Origin of the sequence: Celeribacter indicus (assembly GCF_000819565.1) — a bacterium.
In the GTDB taxonomy this organism is placed as follows: Bacteria; Pseudomonadota; Alphaproteobacteria; order Rhodobacterales; family Rhodobacteraceae; genus Celeribacter; species Celeribacter indicus.
In genome coordinates, this window is sequence record NZ_CP004393.1 from 2,702,128 (window position 1) to 2,717,868 (window position 15,741).

At 62.5% G+C, this 15,741-nt stretch carries 14 protein-coding genes; 3 read left to right on the forward strand and 11 right to left on the reverse strand.

The genetic code is table 11. The annotated features are described in order from the left end of the window. The first annotated feature begins 138 nt into the window (after nt 1–138). Complete coding sequence (locus tag P73_RS13630; RefSeq protein WP_043869990.1) at nt 139–477, forward strand: zinc ribbon domain-containing protein YjdM; 339 nt, start codon at nt 139–141, stop codon at nt 475–477. 3 nt (nt 478–480) lie between these two features. Here P73_RS13630 and dusA read toward each other — a convergent pair whose 3' ends face one another. Further along, entirely contained in the window at nt 481–1,413 is a 933-nt protein-coding gene (dusA, locus tag P73_RS13635) for a tRNA dihydrouridine(20/20a) synthase DusA (RefSeq protein WP_052453268.1), read from the reverse strand. A 179-nt stretch (nt 1,414–1,592) separates the two neighbouring features. Here dusA and P73_RS13640 point away from each other — a divergent pair, with 179 nt between their 5' ends. Further along, nucleotides 1,593–2,663 (forward strand): site-specific integrase, encoded by a 1,071-nt coding sequence (locus P73_RS13640; protein WP_043869992.1) that lies wholly within the window; start codon nt 1,593–1,595, stop codon nt 2,661–2,663. Nucleotides 2,664–3,101: 438 nt separating this feature from the next. Here the strand turns inward: P73_RS13640 and P73_RS24445 are convergent, their stop codons facing one another. From P73_RS24445 to P73_RS13660, 4 genes are all read right to left on the reverse strand, one after another. Continuing rightward, nucleotides 3,102–3,464, reverse strand: coding sequence for an SPW repeat domain-containing protein (locus P73_RS24445; RefSeq protein WP_052453269.1), 363 nt, complete (start codon nt 3,462–3,464; stop codon nt 3,102–3,104). Nucleotides 3,465–3,494: 30 nt separating this feature from the next. Beyond that, nucleotides 3,495–3,734: a DNA-directed RNA polymerase subunit omega gene (gene rpoZ / locus P73_RS13650; RefSeq protein ID WP_052453270.1), complete on the reverse strand. Its 240-nt coding sequence runs from the start codon at nt 3,732–3,734 to the stop codon at nt 3,495–3,497. Further along, nucleotides 3,731–4,462 (reverse strand): NADH dehydrogenase ubiquinone Fe-S protein 4, encoded by a 732-nt coding sequence (locus P73_RS25035; protein WP_082033237.1) that lies wholly within the window; start codon nt 4,460–4,462, stop codon nt 3,731–3,733. The genes rpoZ and P73_RS25035 overlap by 4 nt, the downstream gene beginning before the upstream one ends. 80 nt (nt 4,463–4,542) lie before the next feature. Then, entirely contained in the window at nt 4,543–5,040 is a 498-nt protein-coding gene (locus tag P73_RS13660) for an Hsp20 family protein (RefSeq protein ID WP_043869993.1), read from the reverse strand. A gap of 212 nt (nt 5,041–5,252) precedes the next feature. Here P73_RS13660 and P73_RS13665 point away from each other — a divergent pair, with 212 nt between their 5' ends. After that, nucleotides 5,253–5,477: a hypothetical protein gene (locus P73_RS13665; RefSeq protein ID WP_043869994.1), complete on the forward strand. Its 225-nt coding sequence runs from the start codon at nt 5,253–5,255 to the stop codon at nt 5,475–5,477. Nucleotides 5,478–5,519: 42 nt separating this feature from the next. Here P73_RS13665 and P73_RS13670 read toward each other — a convergent pair whose 3' ends face one another. The 6 genes from P73_RS13670 to ftsH form a co-directional block, all read right to left on the reverse strand. Then, on the reverse strand, nt 5,520–7,724 hold the full coding sequence (locus tag P73_RS13670) for an amylo-alpha-1,6-glucosidase (RefSeq protein WP_043869995.1): 2,205 nt from the start codon (nt 7,722–7,724) through the stop codon (nt 5,520–5,522). 17 nt (nt 7,725–7,741) lie between these two features. Continuing rightward, on the reverse strand, nt 7,742–8,842 hold the full coding sequence (locus tag P73_RS13675; protein ID WP_043869996.1) for a glycosyltransferase family 4 protein: 1,101 nt from the start codon (nt 8,840–8,842) through the stop codon (nt 7,742–7,744). 324 nt (nt 8,843–9,166) lie between these two features. Continuing rightward, nucleotides 9,167–10,312 (reverse strand): cation:proton antiporter, encoded by a 1,146-nt coding sequence (locus tag P73_RS13680; protein ID WP_043869997.1) that lies wholly within the window; start codon nt 10,310–10,312, stop codon nt 9,167–9,169. Further along, nucleotides 10,312–10,896: an NADH dehydrogenase ubiquinone Fe-S protein 4 gene (locus tag P73_RS25040; RefSeq protein ID WP_074743001.1), complete on the reverse strand. Its 585-nt coding sequence runs from the start codon at nt 10,894–10,896 to the stop codon at nt 10,312–10,314. Before P73_RS25040 ends, P73_RS13680 begins: the two co-directional genes overlap by 1 nt. Before the next feature lie 56 nt (nt 10,897–10,952). Beyond that, the gene (locus P73_RS13685) at nt 10,953–13,733 is read right to left on the reverse strand and encodes an ATP-dependent Clp protease ATP-binding subunit (protein WP_052453271.1); all 2,781 of its coding nucleotides are present in this window, start codon (nt 13,731–13,733) and stop codon (nt 10,953–10,955) included. A 52-nt stretch (nt 13,734–13,785) separates the two neighbouring features. Continuing rightward, complete coding sequence (gene ftsH / locus P73_RS13690) at nt 13,786–15,618, reverse strand: ATP-dependent zinc metalloprotease FtsH (RefSeq protein WP_043869998.1); 1,833 nt, start codon at nt 15,616–15,618, stop codon at nt 13,786–13,788. Nucleotides 15,619–15,741: the final 123 nt, after the last annotated feature.

Consider the following 15,741-nt stretch of genomic DNA (forward strand, 5'->3'; position numbering starts at 1 on the left):
TCCGTCTGCGCCCGGCTCTCTCCCGACGCGAAGCGCGATCTTCATCTCCGAACCGGACGGTGTCGCGAGAGCCCAAATCGCGCGGTGCCTGACACATACGGGCTTCCCAGATCCGCGCAACCGGGCTATGCCATCGCCATGACAGAGACATTGCCCCCCTGCCCCGAATGCGGCTCCGAATTCACCTATGCGATGGACGCCCTCCTCACCTGCCCGGAATGCGGCCATGAATGGTCCGCCGCCGAGGAGGGCGAGGCCGAGCAGGTCCGCGATGCCGTGGGCAACCTCCTGTCCGACGGCGACACCGTGACCGTGATCAAGGATCTGAAGGTGAAGGGCTCCTCCTCCGTCGTGAAGGTCGGCACGAAGGTGCGGGGCATCCGGCTCGTGGCGGGGGATCACGACATCGACTGCAAGGTGCCGGGCATCGGCCAGATGGGCCTGAAGTCGCAATTCGTCAAAAAGGTTTCCGACTGAACCTCAGCGCGGCAGCGCCTCCCGCACCAGTCCGAAGCCCGCGCCGTCCTTGTGCGCCCCTTCCGAGAGCACCCGCTTCCAGCGCCGCGCGCCCGGCTGTCCGGCGAACAGGCCGAGCATGTGGCGCGTGACCTGCGCGAGCTTGCCGCCCGCCGCGACATGGCGGCCGATGTAGTCCTCCATCGCCAGCACCACCTCCTCGCGCGACAGCGGTGCCCGCGTGTCTCCGAAGATCCGCCGGTCCGCCTCCCCGAGGATGTCATAGGGCTGATGATAGGCGGCGCGCCCGACCATCACCCCGTCCATGTGGCCGAGCTCGTCCTCCACCGTCTCGAGGCTCCCGATCCCGCCGTTGACCGAGAGGTGCAGGTCGGGAAAGGCATGCTTCATCTCGTGCACGAGCGGGTAGTCGAGCGGCGGGACGTCGCGATTCTCCTTCGGCGACAGCCCCTCGAGCCAGGCCTTGCGCGCGTGGATCGACATGCGCGTGATCCCCGCCGCGCGCATCGTTGCGATGAAGGCCGGAAGAACCTCGCGCGGCTCCTGGTCGTCCACCCCGATGCGGCATTTCACCGTGACCGGCACATCGCCGGCCGCCTCCCGCATCGCCGTGACACACTCCGCCACGAGATCGGGCGATTTCATCAGCACCGCGCCGAAAGCCCCCGACTGCACCCGGTCTGAGGGACAGCCGACATTGAGATTGACCTCGTCATACCCCGCCTCGACGCAAAGCCGCGTCGCCTGCGCCAGTTCCGCGGGTTCGGAGCCGCCGAGCTGCACCGCGACGGGATGCTCCTCCGGCGAGAAGGCGAGCAGATGCACCGCCCCGCCCCGCACCAGCGCCGGGGCCGTCACCATCTCCGTATACAGCAGCGCATGGCGCGACATCAGCCGGTGCAGATAGCGGCAATGGCGGTCGGTCCAGTCCATCATGGGCGCGACGGACAGACGGGAAGCCGTTGATATCTCCTTTTTTCTTTTTTTCTCAGCCACTTCGGCGCACCTTCAGCTCGTCTCGTTTCCGCTCATTATGGACCAAATCAGTCGATTTTGACACTGGATTTGGTCCTGTGGACCAAATACAGTTCCATGGACCAAATGGGGAGACCATCATGGGCTCGATCACCACGCGCAAACGCAAGGATGGACATAACAGCTACAGGGCACGTGTACGAGTGATGCGCGAGGGCACCGTCTATCATGAGACGAAGACTTTTGACAGACGTCCAGCTGCGACCGCCTGGATAAAGAAACGCGAGAAAGAGCTAGCAAGACCTGGTGCGCTGGAAGAGTTGAACGCATCCGATCCCCCGCTGTCCAAAGCGATCGAGCGCTATACCGAGGAAGCCGTGAAGGACATCGGCCGCACGAAAGCGCAGGTCCTCAGGACCATCACCACCTACCCGATCGCCGATCTGCCCTGCTCCACCATCAAGGCGAAGGATATCATCGAGTTCCTTCAGTCACTGCCTGGACAACCGCAAACCGTCGGGAACTACGCGAGCCATCTCGCCTCCATTTTCGCCATAGCCCGACCGATGTGGGACTTTCGACTGGATGACCGGGAGATGAGAGACGCGATCACCGTCGCGCGCCGCATGGGGATCATCTCCCGTTCTGCGCAGCGGAACCGCAGGCCCACCCTTGATGAACTCGACCGGCTGCTGGCCCACTTCATTGATCGGCGCCAGAGAACGCCTCAAGCCATGCCCATGCACAAGGTGATCGTTTTCGCTCTCTTCTCGACGCGCCGACAGGCAGAGATCACCCGGCTCACCTGGGATGACTTTCAGAAGGAGCACAAGCGCATCCTGGTCCGCGACATGAAGCATCCCGGCGAAAAACTCGGAAACGATACCTGGGTCGATCTGCCTGAGGAGGCCATTCGGGTCATCGACAGTATGCGCAAGAGCAAGGCTGAGATCTTCCCCTACTCCCCGGACGCGATCACGACCAACTTCACACGCGCTTGCAAGCTACTCGGGATCGAGGATCTGCACTTCCACGATCTGCGCCACGAAGGCATTTCCCGGTTGTTCGAGATGGGTTGGAACATCCCCCATGTCGCGGCGGTCAGCGGACACAGGTCTTGGGTTAGCCTGAAACGCTATACGCACATCCGAGAAACAGGCGACAAATATGCAAACTGGCCGGGAATGCAGGTCGCAATCGACAGAGCCTGAGCTCAGCCCGCCTTGCCGAAGGTTCCCCAGCCTGAAACTTTGAAGGAAGCTCAAATAGGCCACACTCCAAGCGATCTGCCTTCAAATTATCGAAGTATCGTTGGTTGCGGGGGCAGGATCTGATCACAACTTGCGCCCCGAGCAAGTAAAGATGGTTGCGGGAGGGCGCACCCATCATAACTTGCCACTGGACGGTCGGCCCATGGGGCCAGATGATGTTAGAGATGTATCTAAGAAAATTGCGATGGTTGTGGGGATTTCCCGCGGTCTGGAATTGCTATTTCGAGCGGTAGCTTAGCCTTGGCGGAAACGCGACAGCACTCTTGAGCGCTGCCCTCCGAAGGTGGAGGTTTAAATCCCGATAACGCGTCACTACTTCGTTGGTCTTTCAAACAACGTAAGAAACTACCGGCCCCGTTCGCGGGGCCGGTAGCCAAATTAGGCTGTCAGAGCAGAATTCCCACCGTCGTTCTTCCAGCGCCGCCAGGCGGGAAAGGCCAGCGCGAGCACGCCGAGGGCCACATGGGCAAGCGCGATACTGAGCGTGAAGCCGGCTACGAGAGCCCATGGGCTGATCGCAGCCCAGACACCCGCAACCATACGCGCCCAGTCAAGCCCTTCATGCGGTCGCCAAAGCGCAATTGCGGCAAGCACTGCGATCAGTCCTCCTGTCAGTAGGGCGCTCCAGAAGGCAATATCGGTCATCGTGACGACGAAGGGCAACCCAGCGAGGGCTAGGCCCGCGAGAAGGCTGATGCCGTCGCCAAGCTTGTCATAGTTCGTGGTCCAGGTCTTGCTCATGGTGTTACCTCCTTTCTCTTCACCAGGGATTCAATGCGGCCGAGCCAGCCGCTTGGGCGCCGGCGCAGGCAGGAAGGGCAACAGCTCCTCCTGCGAAATCGCACCGGTCGCGATCTCTTCCAAGGCAAGCTCTTCGGTTGCTTGCCGTTTAGGTTCGACCCGCGGTTCTGCCCCGGCCCTCAGCGCCCGGCTGCGGGCGCTCGCGGCGAGGACCAGTGCGAAACGATCGGGCACCGCCTGCTGGGCATCAATTGCAACGAAGGGATTCATGCCGCCCTCCCTTCCTCAACGGATGGATACAATCCGTCGGCGGCCACCGCCGCTTCAAGCGCCAACAGCGCTCGTTCAACCTCGGCAAACTGCGATGCACGCTGGTTTTCCGGCATGCCTTCGGTGCTGGCGACATCCTGAAGATACTCCGTGTAGGCCCAGTTCATCAGGATAGAACGGCGAGCCTCCAACGACAGGCTGGCGTCCGAAGCAACTTCAATGGGAGAACGCCCATCATCGCCGCCTTTCGGATCGCCCCGCCGTTTTGCGCCGGCCATCGCGTCACGATAGGTTTGCCGCATCTCGGACAGTCCGAGCCGAGAGAGCGTGGCATCGGACCACAGCCCGGCCTGCCTGTCCCGTGCCCGGGCGGCACGGCGCGCGGCTTCGCCTGCCGGCAGATGCACCTCGTAAGCCACCCCCAGACGCTTTGCATGGCGAATAGCGGCTTCCAGCGTCGGAAAGCTAAGGTCTATCTGCTGGATCGTGTCGTCGCCACCCGTCCAGCCCATCAAAGGCTCGAGCCAAGGACCGGTCCGGCGTGGAAAGCTCATCTTCCAGCCCTTCGTACGCGTGCGCCCCGAGGTCATCGCCGATTTCGACGGTTTCCATATCCGGGCGACCGCATCGTCCGGCAGAGAAGAGTCCCAGTCTGGTCGCGAACCGGCCTGACTCAGAATGGGTGATACATGTGATTGTCCTGTGAAATCTCCGCTGATCACGTTCATCTCTTAGCCTCCAGATTGCAGGAAGGGCGTCCGGCCGCCACCCGAGCGGCCGGAACGTCCCGTTCTGGGTCCAAGCTGGTTCAGGCCGCGACCGGTTCCGGCTCTGGAGCTGTCTCGAGCTGCCTGGTCTCGAGACCCTCGGTCGCCTCAGCCGACGCGATCTCGATCCGACGCGGTTTGAGTTCCTCGGGGATCTCGCGCTTGAGCTCGACGGTCAGCAAGCCGTTCGACAGCGTGGCCGCTTCGACCCGGACGTGATCGGCCAGTTCGAACCGACGTTCAAACGACCGGCCGGCGATGCCACGATAGAGATAGCTGACACCGCCGTCACCTTCGGGCGTCTCCTTGCGGCCCGACACGATCAGCATGTTCTTGTCTTGGGTCAGGGTCAGATCGTCTTCGGCAAAGCCCGCCACCGCCATGTCGATGCGATAGTCGTCCTCGCCGGTCTTGACGATGTCATAAGGCGGCCAGTTGTCGAGCGTCTCCACTCGACGGGCTGTCTCGAGCGCGTCGAGCATACGGTCGAAGCCAACGCTCGAACGGAACAGAGGTGCAAAATCAAGTGTCGTTGCCATAGCCATATCCTCCTTTGAGCAACATGGGTACAGACATCGGGAGCACCGCAGGAGCGATGTCCCGCTTTATGGCCGATCCCCATCTGGGCGATCTGCATAAAGTGATTTGGAACAGCACCTTACGGTTTCAAGAGGATGCTCGGAAACTTTTTTCTACGAACAGCTCTCCTATATTTCTCTTGCTTCCTTGTAGCATTCGAAAGGAGGAGATCATGACCGAAAACGACGTGAAAAGCATCCTGGGTCCCGGCACGGACCCCACGCTTCTGTCTGATATTCTGCGCACCGGCGCCGACGCCTCCGAACTTGCCTGTGCCAAGGCCTGGGTCGAGGCGGACGAGGCGCAGGTCGATGCCCATAGCCCCTTCCCATCGGGCCGGGTCGCCCGGCTGGTCGAATTGCTCGAAGCCGATCAGGAAGAAGATGATCTGCAGTAGCAGAAATCGGGCTGGCGCAGACGATGGCGCCAGCCCGTCCCTTCAGGTGGTCACAATAACCCGAACCGGTCCGTCGCGACGCAGAACATCGGCAACCACGTGGGTGCCAGACCGGCGCAGAGCCACATCGACGGATCCACCATCAAGGCGGAGATTGCGCAGCACGACCTCTCCCAGAAACTCCGGAAGGATCGGTTGCTCGAAGATCACCTGCCGCGCCTCGGCGTCGAAGCGCAGCCCGAGACAGGCCTGAAGCAGCAAAAGCGGCGCTCCCGCCGCCCAGGCCTGCGGCGTACAGGCCACCGGATAGAAGGTGGGGCCTTGCGTCTCGCGGCGCGGGAAGCCGCAGAACAACTCCGGCAACCGTCGCAGGTCGATATAGGTGGCCGCAGAGAAGATGCCCTCGAAAATCCGTGCGGCCTCTTCACGGAACCCGTAGCGCGCCAACCCCGCCCCGATCAGCGCATTGTCATGGGGCCAGACCGACCCGTTGTGATAGCTCATCGGATTGTACCGTGCCTGACCCGCGGCAATGGTCCGCACTCCCCATCCGCAGAAAGACGACGGCCCCATCAGGGCTCGAACGACCGTTTCGGCGCGCTCCTCCGGGACGATTCCCGTCCAGAGCAGATGGCCCGCGTTCGAACTGCGTACTCGGCAGGGCCGTTTGTCACCATCGAGGGCGAGCACATAGGTTCCAAGCTCATCGTCCCAGAACGCCGCGTCAAAACGGGACTTCAATTCCGAGGCCTTTTGCGCCTGTTCCTCCGCGATCCCGTCATGACCGAGTTCCCGTGCGATCTCGGACGCAGCCAGCCGGGCAGCATAGACGTAGCCCTGTACCTCGCATAGCGCGATCGGCCCCTTGGCCAGCGTCCCATCGGCGTGAAACACCGCATCATGACTGTCCTTCCACCCCTGGTTGGCGAGCCCCTTGTCGCTGCGCCTCCCGTATTCCACGAAACCGTCGCCGTCCCGATCGCCATAGGTCTCGATCCAGTCGAGCGCCGCACAGACATGCGGCCAGAGTGTTTCCAGCACCACCCGATTGCCGGTGCGTTCGAAATACGCCCCGGCGAGCATCACGAACAGCGGTGTCGAATCCACGCTGCCGTAATAGCGCCGGAACGGAACTTCGCCGGTTTCCGCCATTTCGCCATAACGCACTTCATGAAGGATCTTGCCTGGCTCGGCATCGGTATCCGGATCGAATTCCGTCGCCTGGTTGGCCGCAAGATGCAGTAAAACGCCCCGCGCGACCGCCGGGTCGAGCCAGAGCATTTCCCAGGCGGTGATCAGAGCATCGCGCCCGAACACGGTGCTGAACCAGGGCACGCCCGCATAGGGATAGGGCCCCTCCTCCGTATCGGTCATGAGCATGTAGAGGTCCGAGACCGAACGGCGCATGGTCTCGTTGAATATCTCGTTGGAGCTTTGCACCGTGGCTGCGCGGGAAGAAGAACGTCTGAGTGCGCGGCGCGCGTCCCGCAACGAGCGGAAAAACAGGCGCGACGGAGGATCCTCAGCCCCATTCACGTCGCAGCCGATCTCGATAAAGAGCGAACGCGTTTCGCCGGGGGCGAGGCTCAGACGATAGACGGCTTTCCCCGGCTCAAGCTGCGCAGGCGCAGGATCAAAACGCAGAGCGGTGCTACGTGGATTGTGGTCGAGCCCCCGGTACGACAAGAGCACGTGCGAGCCATCCACCTCCGGCAAGAGCGACGTTCCCCGGCGGGCCCGCACCCGGCCACGGACCTCAAAAATATCCGCAAAATCGGCCTCAAAGGCGATTTCCAAGGTAATCTCATGTGGGGCCTCGTCGAAATTGCGTACCGCCAGCCGCTCATAACACGTGCCCTGCCAGAGAAACCGCGTCCGGCGCATGTGGATGCGATCATGCGCAATCAGACAGCGACCGGTTTCGTCATAAAGATCGGGATTCGTCAGATCGCAGGTCAGCGTGGCGTTATCGTCGCGCAATGTGGACGAGAGCAGCATGGGCCGCTCTCCCCCGATGGTCAGATAGTAATGCGAGAGATACCTGGTGTCGCGATGGAACAGGCCCTCGGGGCTGCCTGGCCCCGAGAGCACATCGCCATTGTGATCGAACACGGCGAAGGTATCGCCGTGCTTCAGGGTTCGTGGCCGCCGCTCCTGCAAGGAGGCTGCCGCCGGGATGAAGAATTGCGCCGGCGGCGCGACCAGTTGCGACGCACGCAAGGCCGTCTGTTGCAGCGCCTCGGTCATCTTACTCTCCTTCGCACTCATTCCGCTGCATGCAGGACATGGGCCCCATGGCCGCCGAGCATATGCGGGAGCGGCATCGTAACAGCCTCGACGCCCGGCAGCCCGCGATAGATTTCGACATAGTCGCGCGCCATGCGATCTGCGGTGAAGCGTTCTTCGAACGTCTCGCGCACGATTCCTCTGCTGATACGGTCCAGCTTGCTGACGGCCGCGACAGCGTCCTCCAGCGAGTGCACGACATAGCCGGTCAGCCCTGGCTCCACGATCTCGGGCACTGAGCCATTCGCCCATGCGATTACAGGCGTGCCGCAGGCCATGGCCTCGATCATCACCAAGCCGAAAGGTTCGGGCCAGTCGACCGGGAAGAGCAGCGCCCGCGCGTTCCCGAGAAATTCGGCCTTTTGCTTCTCGTTGATCTCTCCGATGAACTCGACATTGTCGTGGGCGTCGACCATAGGCGCGATGATCTCTTCCCAATACTTGCGATCCGCATCGCCTATCTTGGCGGCGATTTTCAGTGGCATCCCCGCCCGCGCCGCAATTTCGATGGCGCGGTCCGGGCGTTTCTCCGGCGAAATCCGTCCGAGGAAAGCAAGATAGTCGCCGTTCGGGCGTTCGGTGAAGGGCAGCAGAGTCTTGGGAAGACCGTGATAAACTGTTCCTGCCCAGTTCACGAAGGGCAGCGGACGGCGCTGGTCGTCCGAGATCGAAACGAGCGGATAGTTCGGGAAGGTCGCATAGAAGGGACGAAGATCAGGCCCGTCGAGCCGGCCGTGCATGGTCGTCACCATGCGATCGGCGAATGCGCGCGCCATGGGATAGTGCAGGAAGTCGATGTGAAAATGCAGCACGTCGAATTCATCGGCCCGCAAGCGGACTTCCTCCAGCATGGCGACATGCCAAGGCAGCGAGTTCTTCACGTTCGGATCGAGCCGGAGCGCTTCCTTGCTGCACGGAACCAGGTGGGCCTTGGTCCGGCTGTCGCCGCTGGCGAACAGCGTGACTTCATGGCCCTGCCTGACCAGTTCTTCGGTGAGATAGGAGACGATCCTTTCTGTTCCCCCATAGAGACGCGGCGGGCAACTTTCTTCCAGCGGTGCGATCTGTGCGATCTTCATCGGCAAAACCTCCTCTTCTGAGCGAAGCCTCAACAATGGATGCGAGAAGGTCGTCTACGATCACCCCGCCTGGGCATGACCGCCGGATGTGGCATCTCGAATTCGGACAGTCGTGATACAAGATCACTGCCATCCGCCGGACCATGGTTCCGGAACGCGAGATGGCCTTGCCCGGCAAAACCTCCTGCGCAAAACAGCGATGTCAGATAGCAGGGAACCCCTGCGAAAAGTTCAGTTAGAAATCGACTTTGGAGTTTCAACCCCCTCCCGCGCGCAAAAAATATGGCGCGAAGCAGGCAGGTGCTGAGTGTGCGTTGGCCGCATTCACGCTGCGCGACGAACCACAACCGCTCCAATCAGCATGCTCAGCCCCAACGCAAGGAACAGAGGGTCGGCGATCTTGGCTTGCAACAGGCCGGAGGCAGTCGTGACAGAGATGAGCATCAAGCTGAATTCGCCGCCATGGGCCAGGATGGCGCCCGCGCGAAGCGCAGTCTCGAGCTGTTCTCCGAACATGCGGGTCAGGGCAACAACAAGCGCGAGTTTCACCACCATGAGCACAAAAAGCCATGCCAACACCATTGGCCATGTCGACCAAAGCGCACCTATATGGAGTTGAGCTCCGATACCGATGAAGAACACCCCGACGAACAGATCCCGGAACGGCCTGATTTCCCGTTCAACGAATTGGCGGGCGTCGCCCTCAGCGATCATCATGCCGGCAGCGAAGGCACCGAGCGCCGGCGAAAGACCCGCAACCTGCGCAATAATGGCCGCGAGCAAGGCAACGGTCAGGGCCAGAAGCTGTGCGAGTTCAGCCTCGCCCTGGGTTGCGACCCATCCGGCAAGCCGCTGAAGCATTGACCGGGCGATGAAGAGCGCCCCGACGAGCACGCCCATGCCCTCGACCATCTTCAGGACGTCGTGCCCGCTTTCCACGACTCCTGCCGCGGCGATGACATCGTGAAAGGCCAGAAAGCCGACGGCCGCCAGATCCTGAAACAGCAGAACAGCGATCGCGACCCGTCCCTGGGGCGTCCCGAGCGCATCGCCGCCCGCCAGGACCTTAAGGCAAAGCGCGGTCGACGACATCGCGACCGCGCCAGCGATCAGAACCGCCGCCGCCGGCGCGATCTCGGTAAAGACGAGCAGCCCTGCGGTGACCGACCCTCCGGTTACGAGCACCTGTGTCAGACCGAGTCCGAAGATCAGCCGCCGGAGCGACACGAGCTTGTCGAGGGAGAATTCCAGACCAAGCGCAAAGAGAAGCAGGATCACCCCGACCTCACCTATAAGCGTCAGTGTGGCACCCTCGGCGATGAGCCCCAGACCGGACGGCCCGATCACAATGCCGGACAGCAGGAAACCGACCAGTGCGGGGATGCCAAGCCATGCGCAGATCGCGACATGGCAAAAAGCCATCATGGCGAGCAACGCGGCGGCCTCCAACAGCCCCTGGTCGGCGTGCATCAACGTCGCCCGCTTCCATAGACAGTTGCCCCGATCCACGCCGGTGGGTCGGACGCGGGGAAGGATTCAGCACTCGCTTCACAGACCGGGTCTGCAGCCGTCGCGAGTTCCGCTGATAGATCACGAACGCTGGCCGCGTCGATGCCTCGGTGAAGCCGGTGCCGGGAACTCGGTCGGTGGCCGGTCTCGATGCGGTGGGCGCCAGGAGCATCGGCTCCCTTGCTGGTTGGCGCTGTCTCCCACCAGAAGCGGCGCGGTGGCACGGATCGACGTTTGTCCGGCTCGTGGCGCACGATATACTGCCAGTCGTTTCGTTCCGCGAAGGCGATGGCGCTGTCGAGATCAGGGAATGTCAGGCGGATCGGACGATAGGGATCTTTGGTTGCGGTCCAGCCCATAAGAGGCTCGATGACCGGCGCCCGGGCCGTCTCAAACTCGAGTATCCAATGCTGCCGCCTGATTGGAGCGGAGGTGTGAGACGAGCGAGCTGGCCTGTAGATCAACGCTGTCGGCACGTCTGGAGATGTCAGGTCAGTTCCGGGGATCTTCGGTCGAAACGGTGGGCGGTTGTGTCCTTTCAGCATGATTTACCTCTCTTCGGATTGCGGCACCGGCGGCGTCACCGCCGGTGCGCGGGCCATCATTCAGAGGCGGGCTCAGCCTCTTCGCTATCGGCTTTGCCCGGCACTTCGGGGGTCTCGGTTTCTCCTGCGCTCTCCAGCTTTTGGAACGTGATCTTCTGATCATCCGCGGTCCAGGCGACGCGCACCTTGTCGCCGTCCTCGATCCGACCGGAAAGCATCTCGCGGGCGAGCTCAGTCTCCAGTTCCGAACGGATTAGCCGTCGCAACTCGCGGGCGCCGAACTCTGGCCGGAAACCCACTGCTCCGAAATGCTCCGCAACGCTTCCGTCATAGTCGAGCTCGACCCCCTGGGTCAGCGCCGTGCGGGCGACACGGGCCAGCTGCAGCTCGACGATCTGCCGGATTTCCGACTGGTTCAGAGAATGGAAGACGATGATTTCGTCGATCCGGTTGATGAACTCGGGCCGGAAATGGGCACGCAACACGTCCATCAGTTCGGCCTTCTGCCCTGCCTCGTCGAACTCCTTGGTTCCGCGCTTGCGAAGGTTGCGCTGGATGATATCGGAGCCGAGGTTCGACGTGGCGATAATGATGGTGTTGGTGAAATCCACCACGCGGCCCTTGCCGTCGGTCAGGCGGCCATCGTCGAAGACCTGCAGCAGGATGTTATAGACATCTGCATGCGCCTTCTCGATCTCGTCGAGCAGCACGACAGAATAGGGCCGGCGCCGGACCCGTTCCGTCAGCTGGCCGCCTTCGTCGTAACCGACATAGCCCGGCGGGGCGCCAACCAGCCGCGCGACCGCGTGACGTTCGCCATATTCGGACATGTCGATGCGGATCATCGCATCCTGATCACCGAAGATCGTCTCCGCCAGAGTCTTGGCCAGCTCGGTCTTGCCGACGCCGGTCGGGCCGAGGAACAGGAAGGTCGCGGTCGGGCCGGAGCCCTCGCGCAGCCCGGCGCGCGCCAGTCGCACGGCATCGGCAACGGCATGGATGGCCTCTTCCTGGCCGATTACCCGCTCATGCAACTTGTCCTCGAGTTTCAGCAGCTTTTCGCGCTCTTCTGTCGTCAGTTCGCTCACCGGCACGCCGGTCAGTTTCGAGACGATCTGCGCCACGTGGTCGGCGCGCACTTCAGCCGTCGCAGAGGCCCGGTCGCGCTTCCAGGTTTCCATCAACTCGTCAAGCTCGACCTGTTTGGCTTCAAGCTCTTTCTTGAGTTCAGCAGCACGGTCGAACTGCTTCCTCCCCGCAGCGTAGTCCTGCTCGCGCCGGATCTGGGCGACCTCAGCCTCGAGCTCCTGGACATCGACGGGACGCGCGGTAGCGCTGATCTTCACGCGCGCGGCAGCCTGGTCGATCAGGTCGATGGCCTTATCGGGCATGAAGCGGCCGGTGACGTAGCGGTCGGAAAGCTCGGCCGCCGCGACGATGGCCTCGTCGGTGATCGTCACCTTGTGGTGGCTTTCCAGCGTGTCGCGCAGTCCGCGCAGGATCATGATCGTCTGCGCCACCGTCGGCTCATCGACATAGACCGGCTGGAAGCGGCGCTCCAGCGCGGCGTCCTTCTCGATGTATTTCTGGTACTCGTTCAGGGTGGTCGCGCCGATCAGGTTCAGCTCGCCGCGGGCCAGCGCCGGCTTGAACGTATTGGCGATGTCGAGCCCGCCTTCGCCGCCGCCCTGTCCGGCTCCGACGATGGTGTGGATCTCGTCGATGAACAGGATCATGTCGGCCTTGTTGGCCTCGATCTCCTTGAGGATCTTCTGGACCCGCTCCTCGAACTCACCGCGATATTTCGATCCGGCCACCATCGAATTGATGTTGAGTTCGACCAGCCGTTTGTCGCGCAGCGCCTCGGGCACCTCGCCAGCCACGATCCGTTGTGCCAGGCCCTCGATGATCGCGGTCTTGCCGACACCCGGTTCGCCGATCAGCACCGGGTTGTTCTTCTTGCGCCGCGCCAGAACCTCGATCGTCGTCTCGATTTCACGCGCCCGGCCGATCACCGGGTCGAGCCTGCCCTCGCGCGCCAGCTTGGTCAAATCGCGGCTGTATTCATCCAGATCAGGCGTGCTCGACGGGGTTTCGACGCGGCCTTCCTCGGCCCCCTGACCGACGACCTTTGTCACCTGCTGGCGTAGCGCCTGCGGCGTCAGGCCCAGCCGGTTCAAGATGCTCGACGCCACGCCCTCGCCCTCTTCGGCGAGACCGATCAGAAGGTGTTCGGGGCCGACATAGGAATGGCCCAGCTCGTTCGAGGCGATGAAGGCGCGGTTCAGCGCATCCTTCACCCGCGGGCTGACGCCGATCTCACGGTCCTCCCCCGTTGCGTCGCCCTTCTTCGCTTCGCTCTCGATCTGGCGGCGCAGATCGTCGGCGTCGATCTTGACCTGCCCCAGCACCGTGCGGACAACATCCGAGCCGGTAAGCGCCAGCAGAAGGTGTTCCGTATCAACCTCGGTCCGGCCGAATTCATGCGCCTTCTGGCCCGCCTCCTGCAAAAGCCGGTTGGCCTGTTCGCTCAGGCGGTCAGCGATATTGATGCCGCCGCGCCGCGCGGTGCGCCCCGCCTGTCGGATAGGGACGGGTTGCCCCTGATCTTCGCCAAGCCGATCGAAAAGGCCACCGGCATCGCCAAAGAATTCATCGAAGAGCGAGCGCCCTCCGAAAAGCGATTCCAGTGGCGATGCGCTACGCCCTTGCCGTCGGGCGATCCTGCGGTAGTCCTCGTCGCAAAGCTCCATCACCTTGCGTTCACCGTTGACAGAGACCTGCGCACGAAAGCTGGCAGGTCGGGATTTGCAGATATCACAGATGCCGTTTGCCATTTTTCACCTCCGTCATGCTCCCAGCCGGAACGTCCGGACTGGGTCTCTGTGTTCAGGCCGCCTCGACCTCCTGAGTGCGGACCTTTTCTGCGATGGCCCGAAGGTCGGGCTCGTCCAGCGTCTCGCGGTAGAGCAGATCGCGGGACGTTTCCTCCAGCAGCGCCCGGTTCGCGTCGAGAAGCGCGACCGTACGCGCGAAGATGTCGTCGATGATCGCCTTGACAGCGGTATCCATCCGCTCGGCCGTTGCCTCGCTGTGGCGGCGGTTGAGCCAGGCGGATTGATCCCCCGTGCCAAGGAAGCCGGGCCGCTCGGTGTCATAGCTGACATGGCCCAGATCGGGGTCCATGCCGTAGCGCGCGACCATGGCCCTGGCGATGTCGGTTGCCTTCACCAGGTCGTCGGCGGCACCGGTCGAAAGGTGATCGTATATGAGCTTCTCGGCCGCACGCCCGCCCAGAAGAACGGCGATCTTGTTCTCCAGTTCCTCGCGGGTCATCAGGAAGCGGTCCTCGGTCGGGCGCTGGATCGTATAGCCGAGCGCACCGATCCCGCGCGGGATGATCGAGACTTTGTGCACCGGATCGACCCCCGGCAGCGCCATCGCGACCAGCGCGTGCCCCATTTCGTGATGCGCCACGATTTCCCGCTCGCGCGCGTTCAGAACACGGTTGCGCTTCTCCAGCCCGGCGACGATACGCTCTACTGCGTTGTTGAAGTCTTCCATGGTCACCGCATCGGCCTTTCGGCGGGTTGCCAATAGCGCCGCCTCATTGACCAGATTTGCCAGGTCCGCTCCGGAAAAGCCCGGGGTCAGCCCGGCGACCTTCTCCGCATCCACGTCCGGTGCGAGCGTCACCTTCTTCATGTGTACCCCGAGGATCTGGATGCGGCCCTTCTTGTCGGGCTTGTCCACCAGCACCTGCCGGTCGAAGCGCCCGGCCCTGAGCAGCGCCGGGTCGAGGATTTCCGGCCGGTTGGTGGCCGCCAGCAGCACGATCCCCGACGACGGGTCGAACCCGTCCAGCTCAGTGAGAAGCTGGTTCAGCGTCTGTTCGCGCTCGTCATGCCCGCCGGCCATCTGACCGGAGGCGCGGGCGCGGCCGAGCGCGTCGAGCTCGTCGATGAAGATGATCGCCGGTGCGTTCTTGCGGGCCTGCTCGAACAGGTCGCGCACCCGGGCCGCACCGACGCCCACGAACATCTCGACGAATTCCGAGCCCGAGATCGAGAAGAAGGTCACGCCCGCCTCGCCCGCCACGGCCCGCGCCAGAAGCGTCTTGCCGGTACCCGGCGGGCCGACCAGCAGGATGCCTTTCGGGATCCGGGCGCCGAGCTTGCCGTAATCCTCAGGCGTCTTCAGGAAATCGACCACTTCCTCCAGCTCGGCCTTGGCCTCGTCGACCCCGGCCACATCGGCAAAGCTGACGCCCGTTTCCTTCTCCATGTAGACCTTGGCCTTGCTCTTGCCGACCTGCAGGAAACCGCCAAAACCCTGACGCTCGGCGAACTTGCGAAAGACGAACATCCAGAGACCGAAGAAGACCACTGCAGGCACCACCCAGGAGAGAAGCACCCCGATCCAGGTGTTTTGCGGAACGCCGGTGATCTCGACATCCGCGTCGTCCAGCCGTTCAAGAATTGCGGGATCGACGATCGTGGTGACGAAGCCAGAGCGGCCGTCGATGGGAGTCTCGAAGGTGCCGGTGATCGTATCGGACCCGACCGAAACCGAAGCGATGTCGCCGTCGGCGAGATACTGTTCGAATTGGCTGTAGCTGATCGGCGCGATGCTGCGGTAGCTGGCGATCAGATCCTGAATAAAGATCACCGCAAAAAATGCGACGATCCAGTACCAGATGTTAAATTCGGTTCTCTTTTCCATCCCCTTCTCTCCTCGGCGCCAACCCGTAGAGATGTTGCTGATTTGTCACATCCGGCCAGATTGGTATTGCTTGAGCCGAGTTCAAGAGGGATCCGACATGAAGATCGAAGCTGGCAACGATGC

Coding starts and splice junctions, on each gene's coding strand:
- P73_RS13630 (WP_043869990.1), top strand. CDS start 139: ATGACAGAGACATTGCCCCCCTGCCCCGAATGCGGCTCCGAATTCACC.
- dusA (WP_052453268.1), bottom strand. CDS start 1,413: ATGATGGACTGGACCGACCGCCATTGCCGCTATCTGCACCGGCTGATG.
- P73_RS13640 (WP_043869992.1), top strand. CDS start 1,593: ATGGGCTCGATCACCACGCGCAAACGCAAGGATGGACATAACAGCTAC.
- P73_RS24445 (WP_052453269.1), bottom strand. CDS start 3,464: ATGAGCAAGACCTGGACCACGAACTATGACAAGCTTGGCGACGGCATC.
- rpoZ (WP_052453270.1), bottom strand. CDS start 3,734: ATGAATCCCTTCGTTGCAATTGATGCCCAGCAGGCGGTGCCCGATCGT.
- P73_RS25035 (WP_082033237.1), bottom strand. CDS start 4,462: ATGAACGTGATCAGCGGAGATTTCACAGGACAATCACATGTATCACCC.
- P73_RS13660 (WP_043869993.1), bottom strand. CDS start 5,040: ATGGCAACGACACTTGATTTTGCACCTCTGTTCCGTTCGAGCGTTGGC.
- P73_RS13665 (WP_043869994.1), top strand. CDS start 5,253: ATGACCGAAAACGACGTGAAAAGCATCCTGGGTCCCGGCACGGACCCC.
- P73_RS13670 (WP_043869995.1), bottom strand. CDS start 7,724: ATGACCGAGGCGCTGCAACAGACGGCCTTGCGTGCGTCGCAACTGGTC.
- P73_RS13675 (WP_043869996.1), bottom strand. CDS start 8,842: ATGAAGATCGCACAGATCGCACCGCTGGAAGAAAGTTGCCCGCCGCGT.
- P73_RS13680 (WP_043869997.1), bottom strand. CDS start 10,312: ATGCACGCCGACCAGGGGCTGTTGGAGGCCGCCGCGTTGCTCGCCATG.
- P73_RS25040 (WP_074743001.1), bottom strand. CDS start 10,896: ATGCTGAAAGGACACAACCGCCCACCGTTTCGACCGAAGATCCCCGGA.
- P73_RS13685 (WP_052453271.1), bottom strand. CDS start 13,733: ATGGCAAACGGCATCTGTGATATCTGCAAATCCCGACCTGCCAGCTTT.
- ftsH (WP_043869998.1), bottom strand. CDS start 15,618: ATGGAAAAGAGAACCGAATTTAACATCTGGTACTGGATCGTCGCATTT.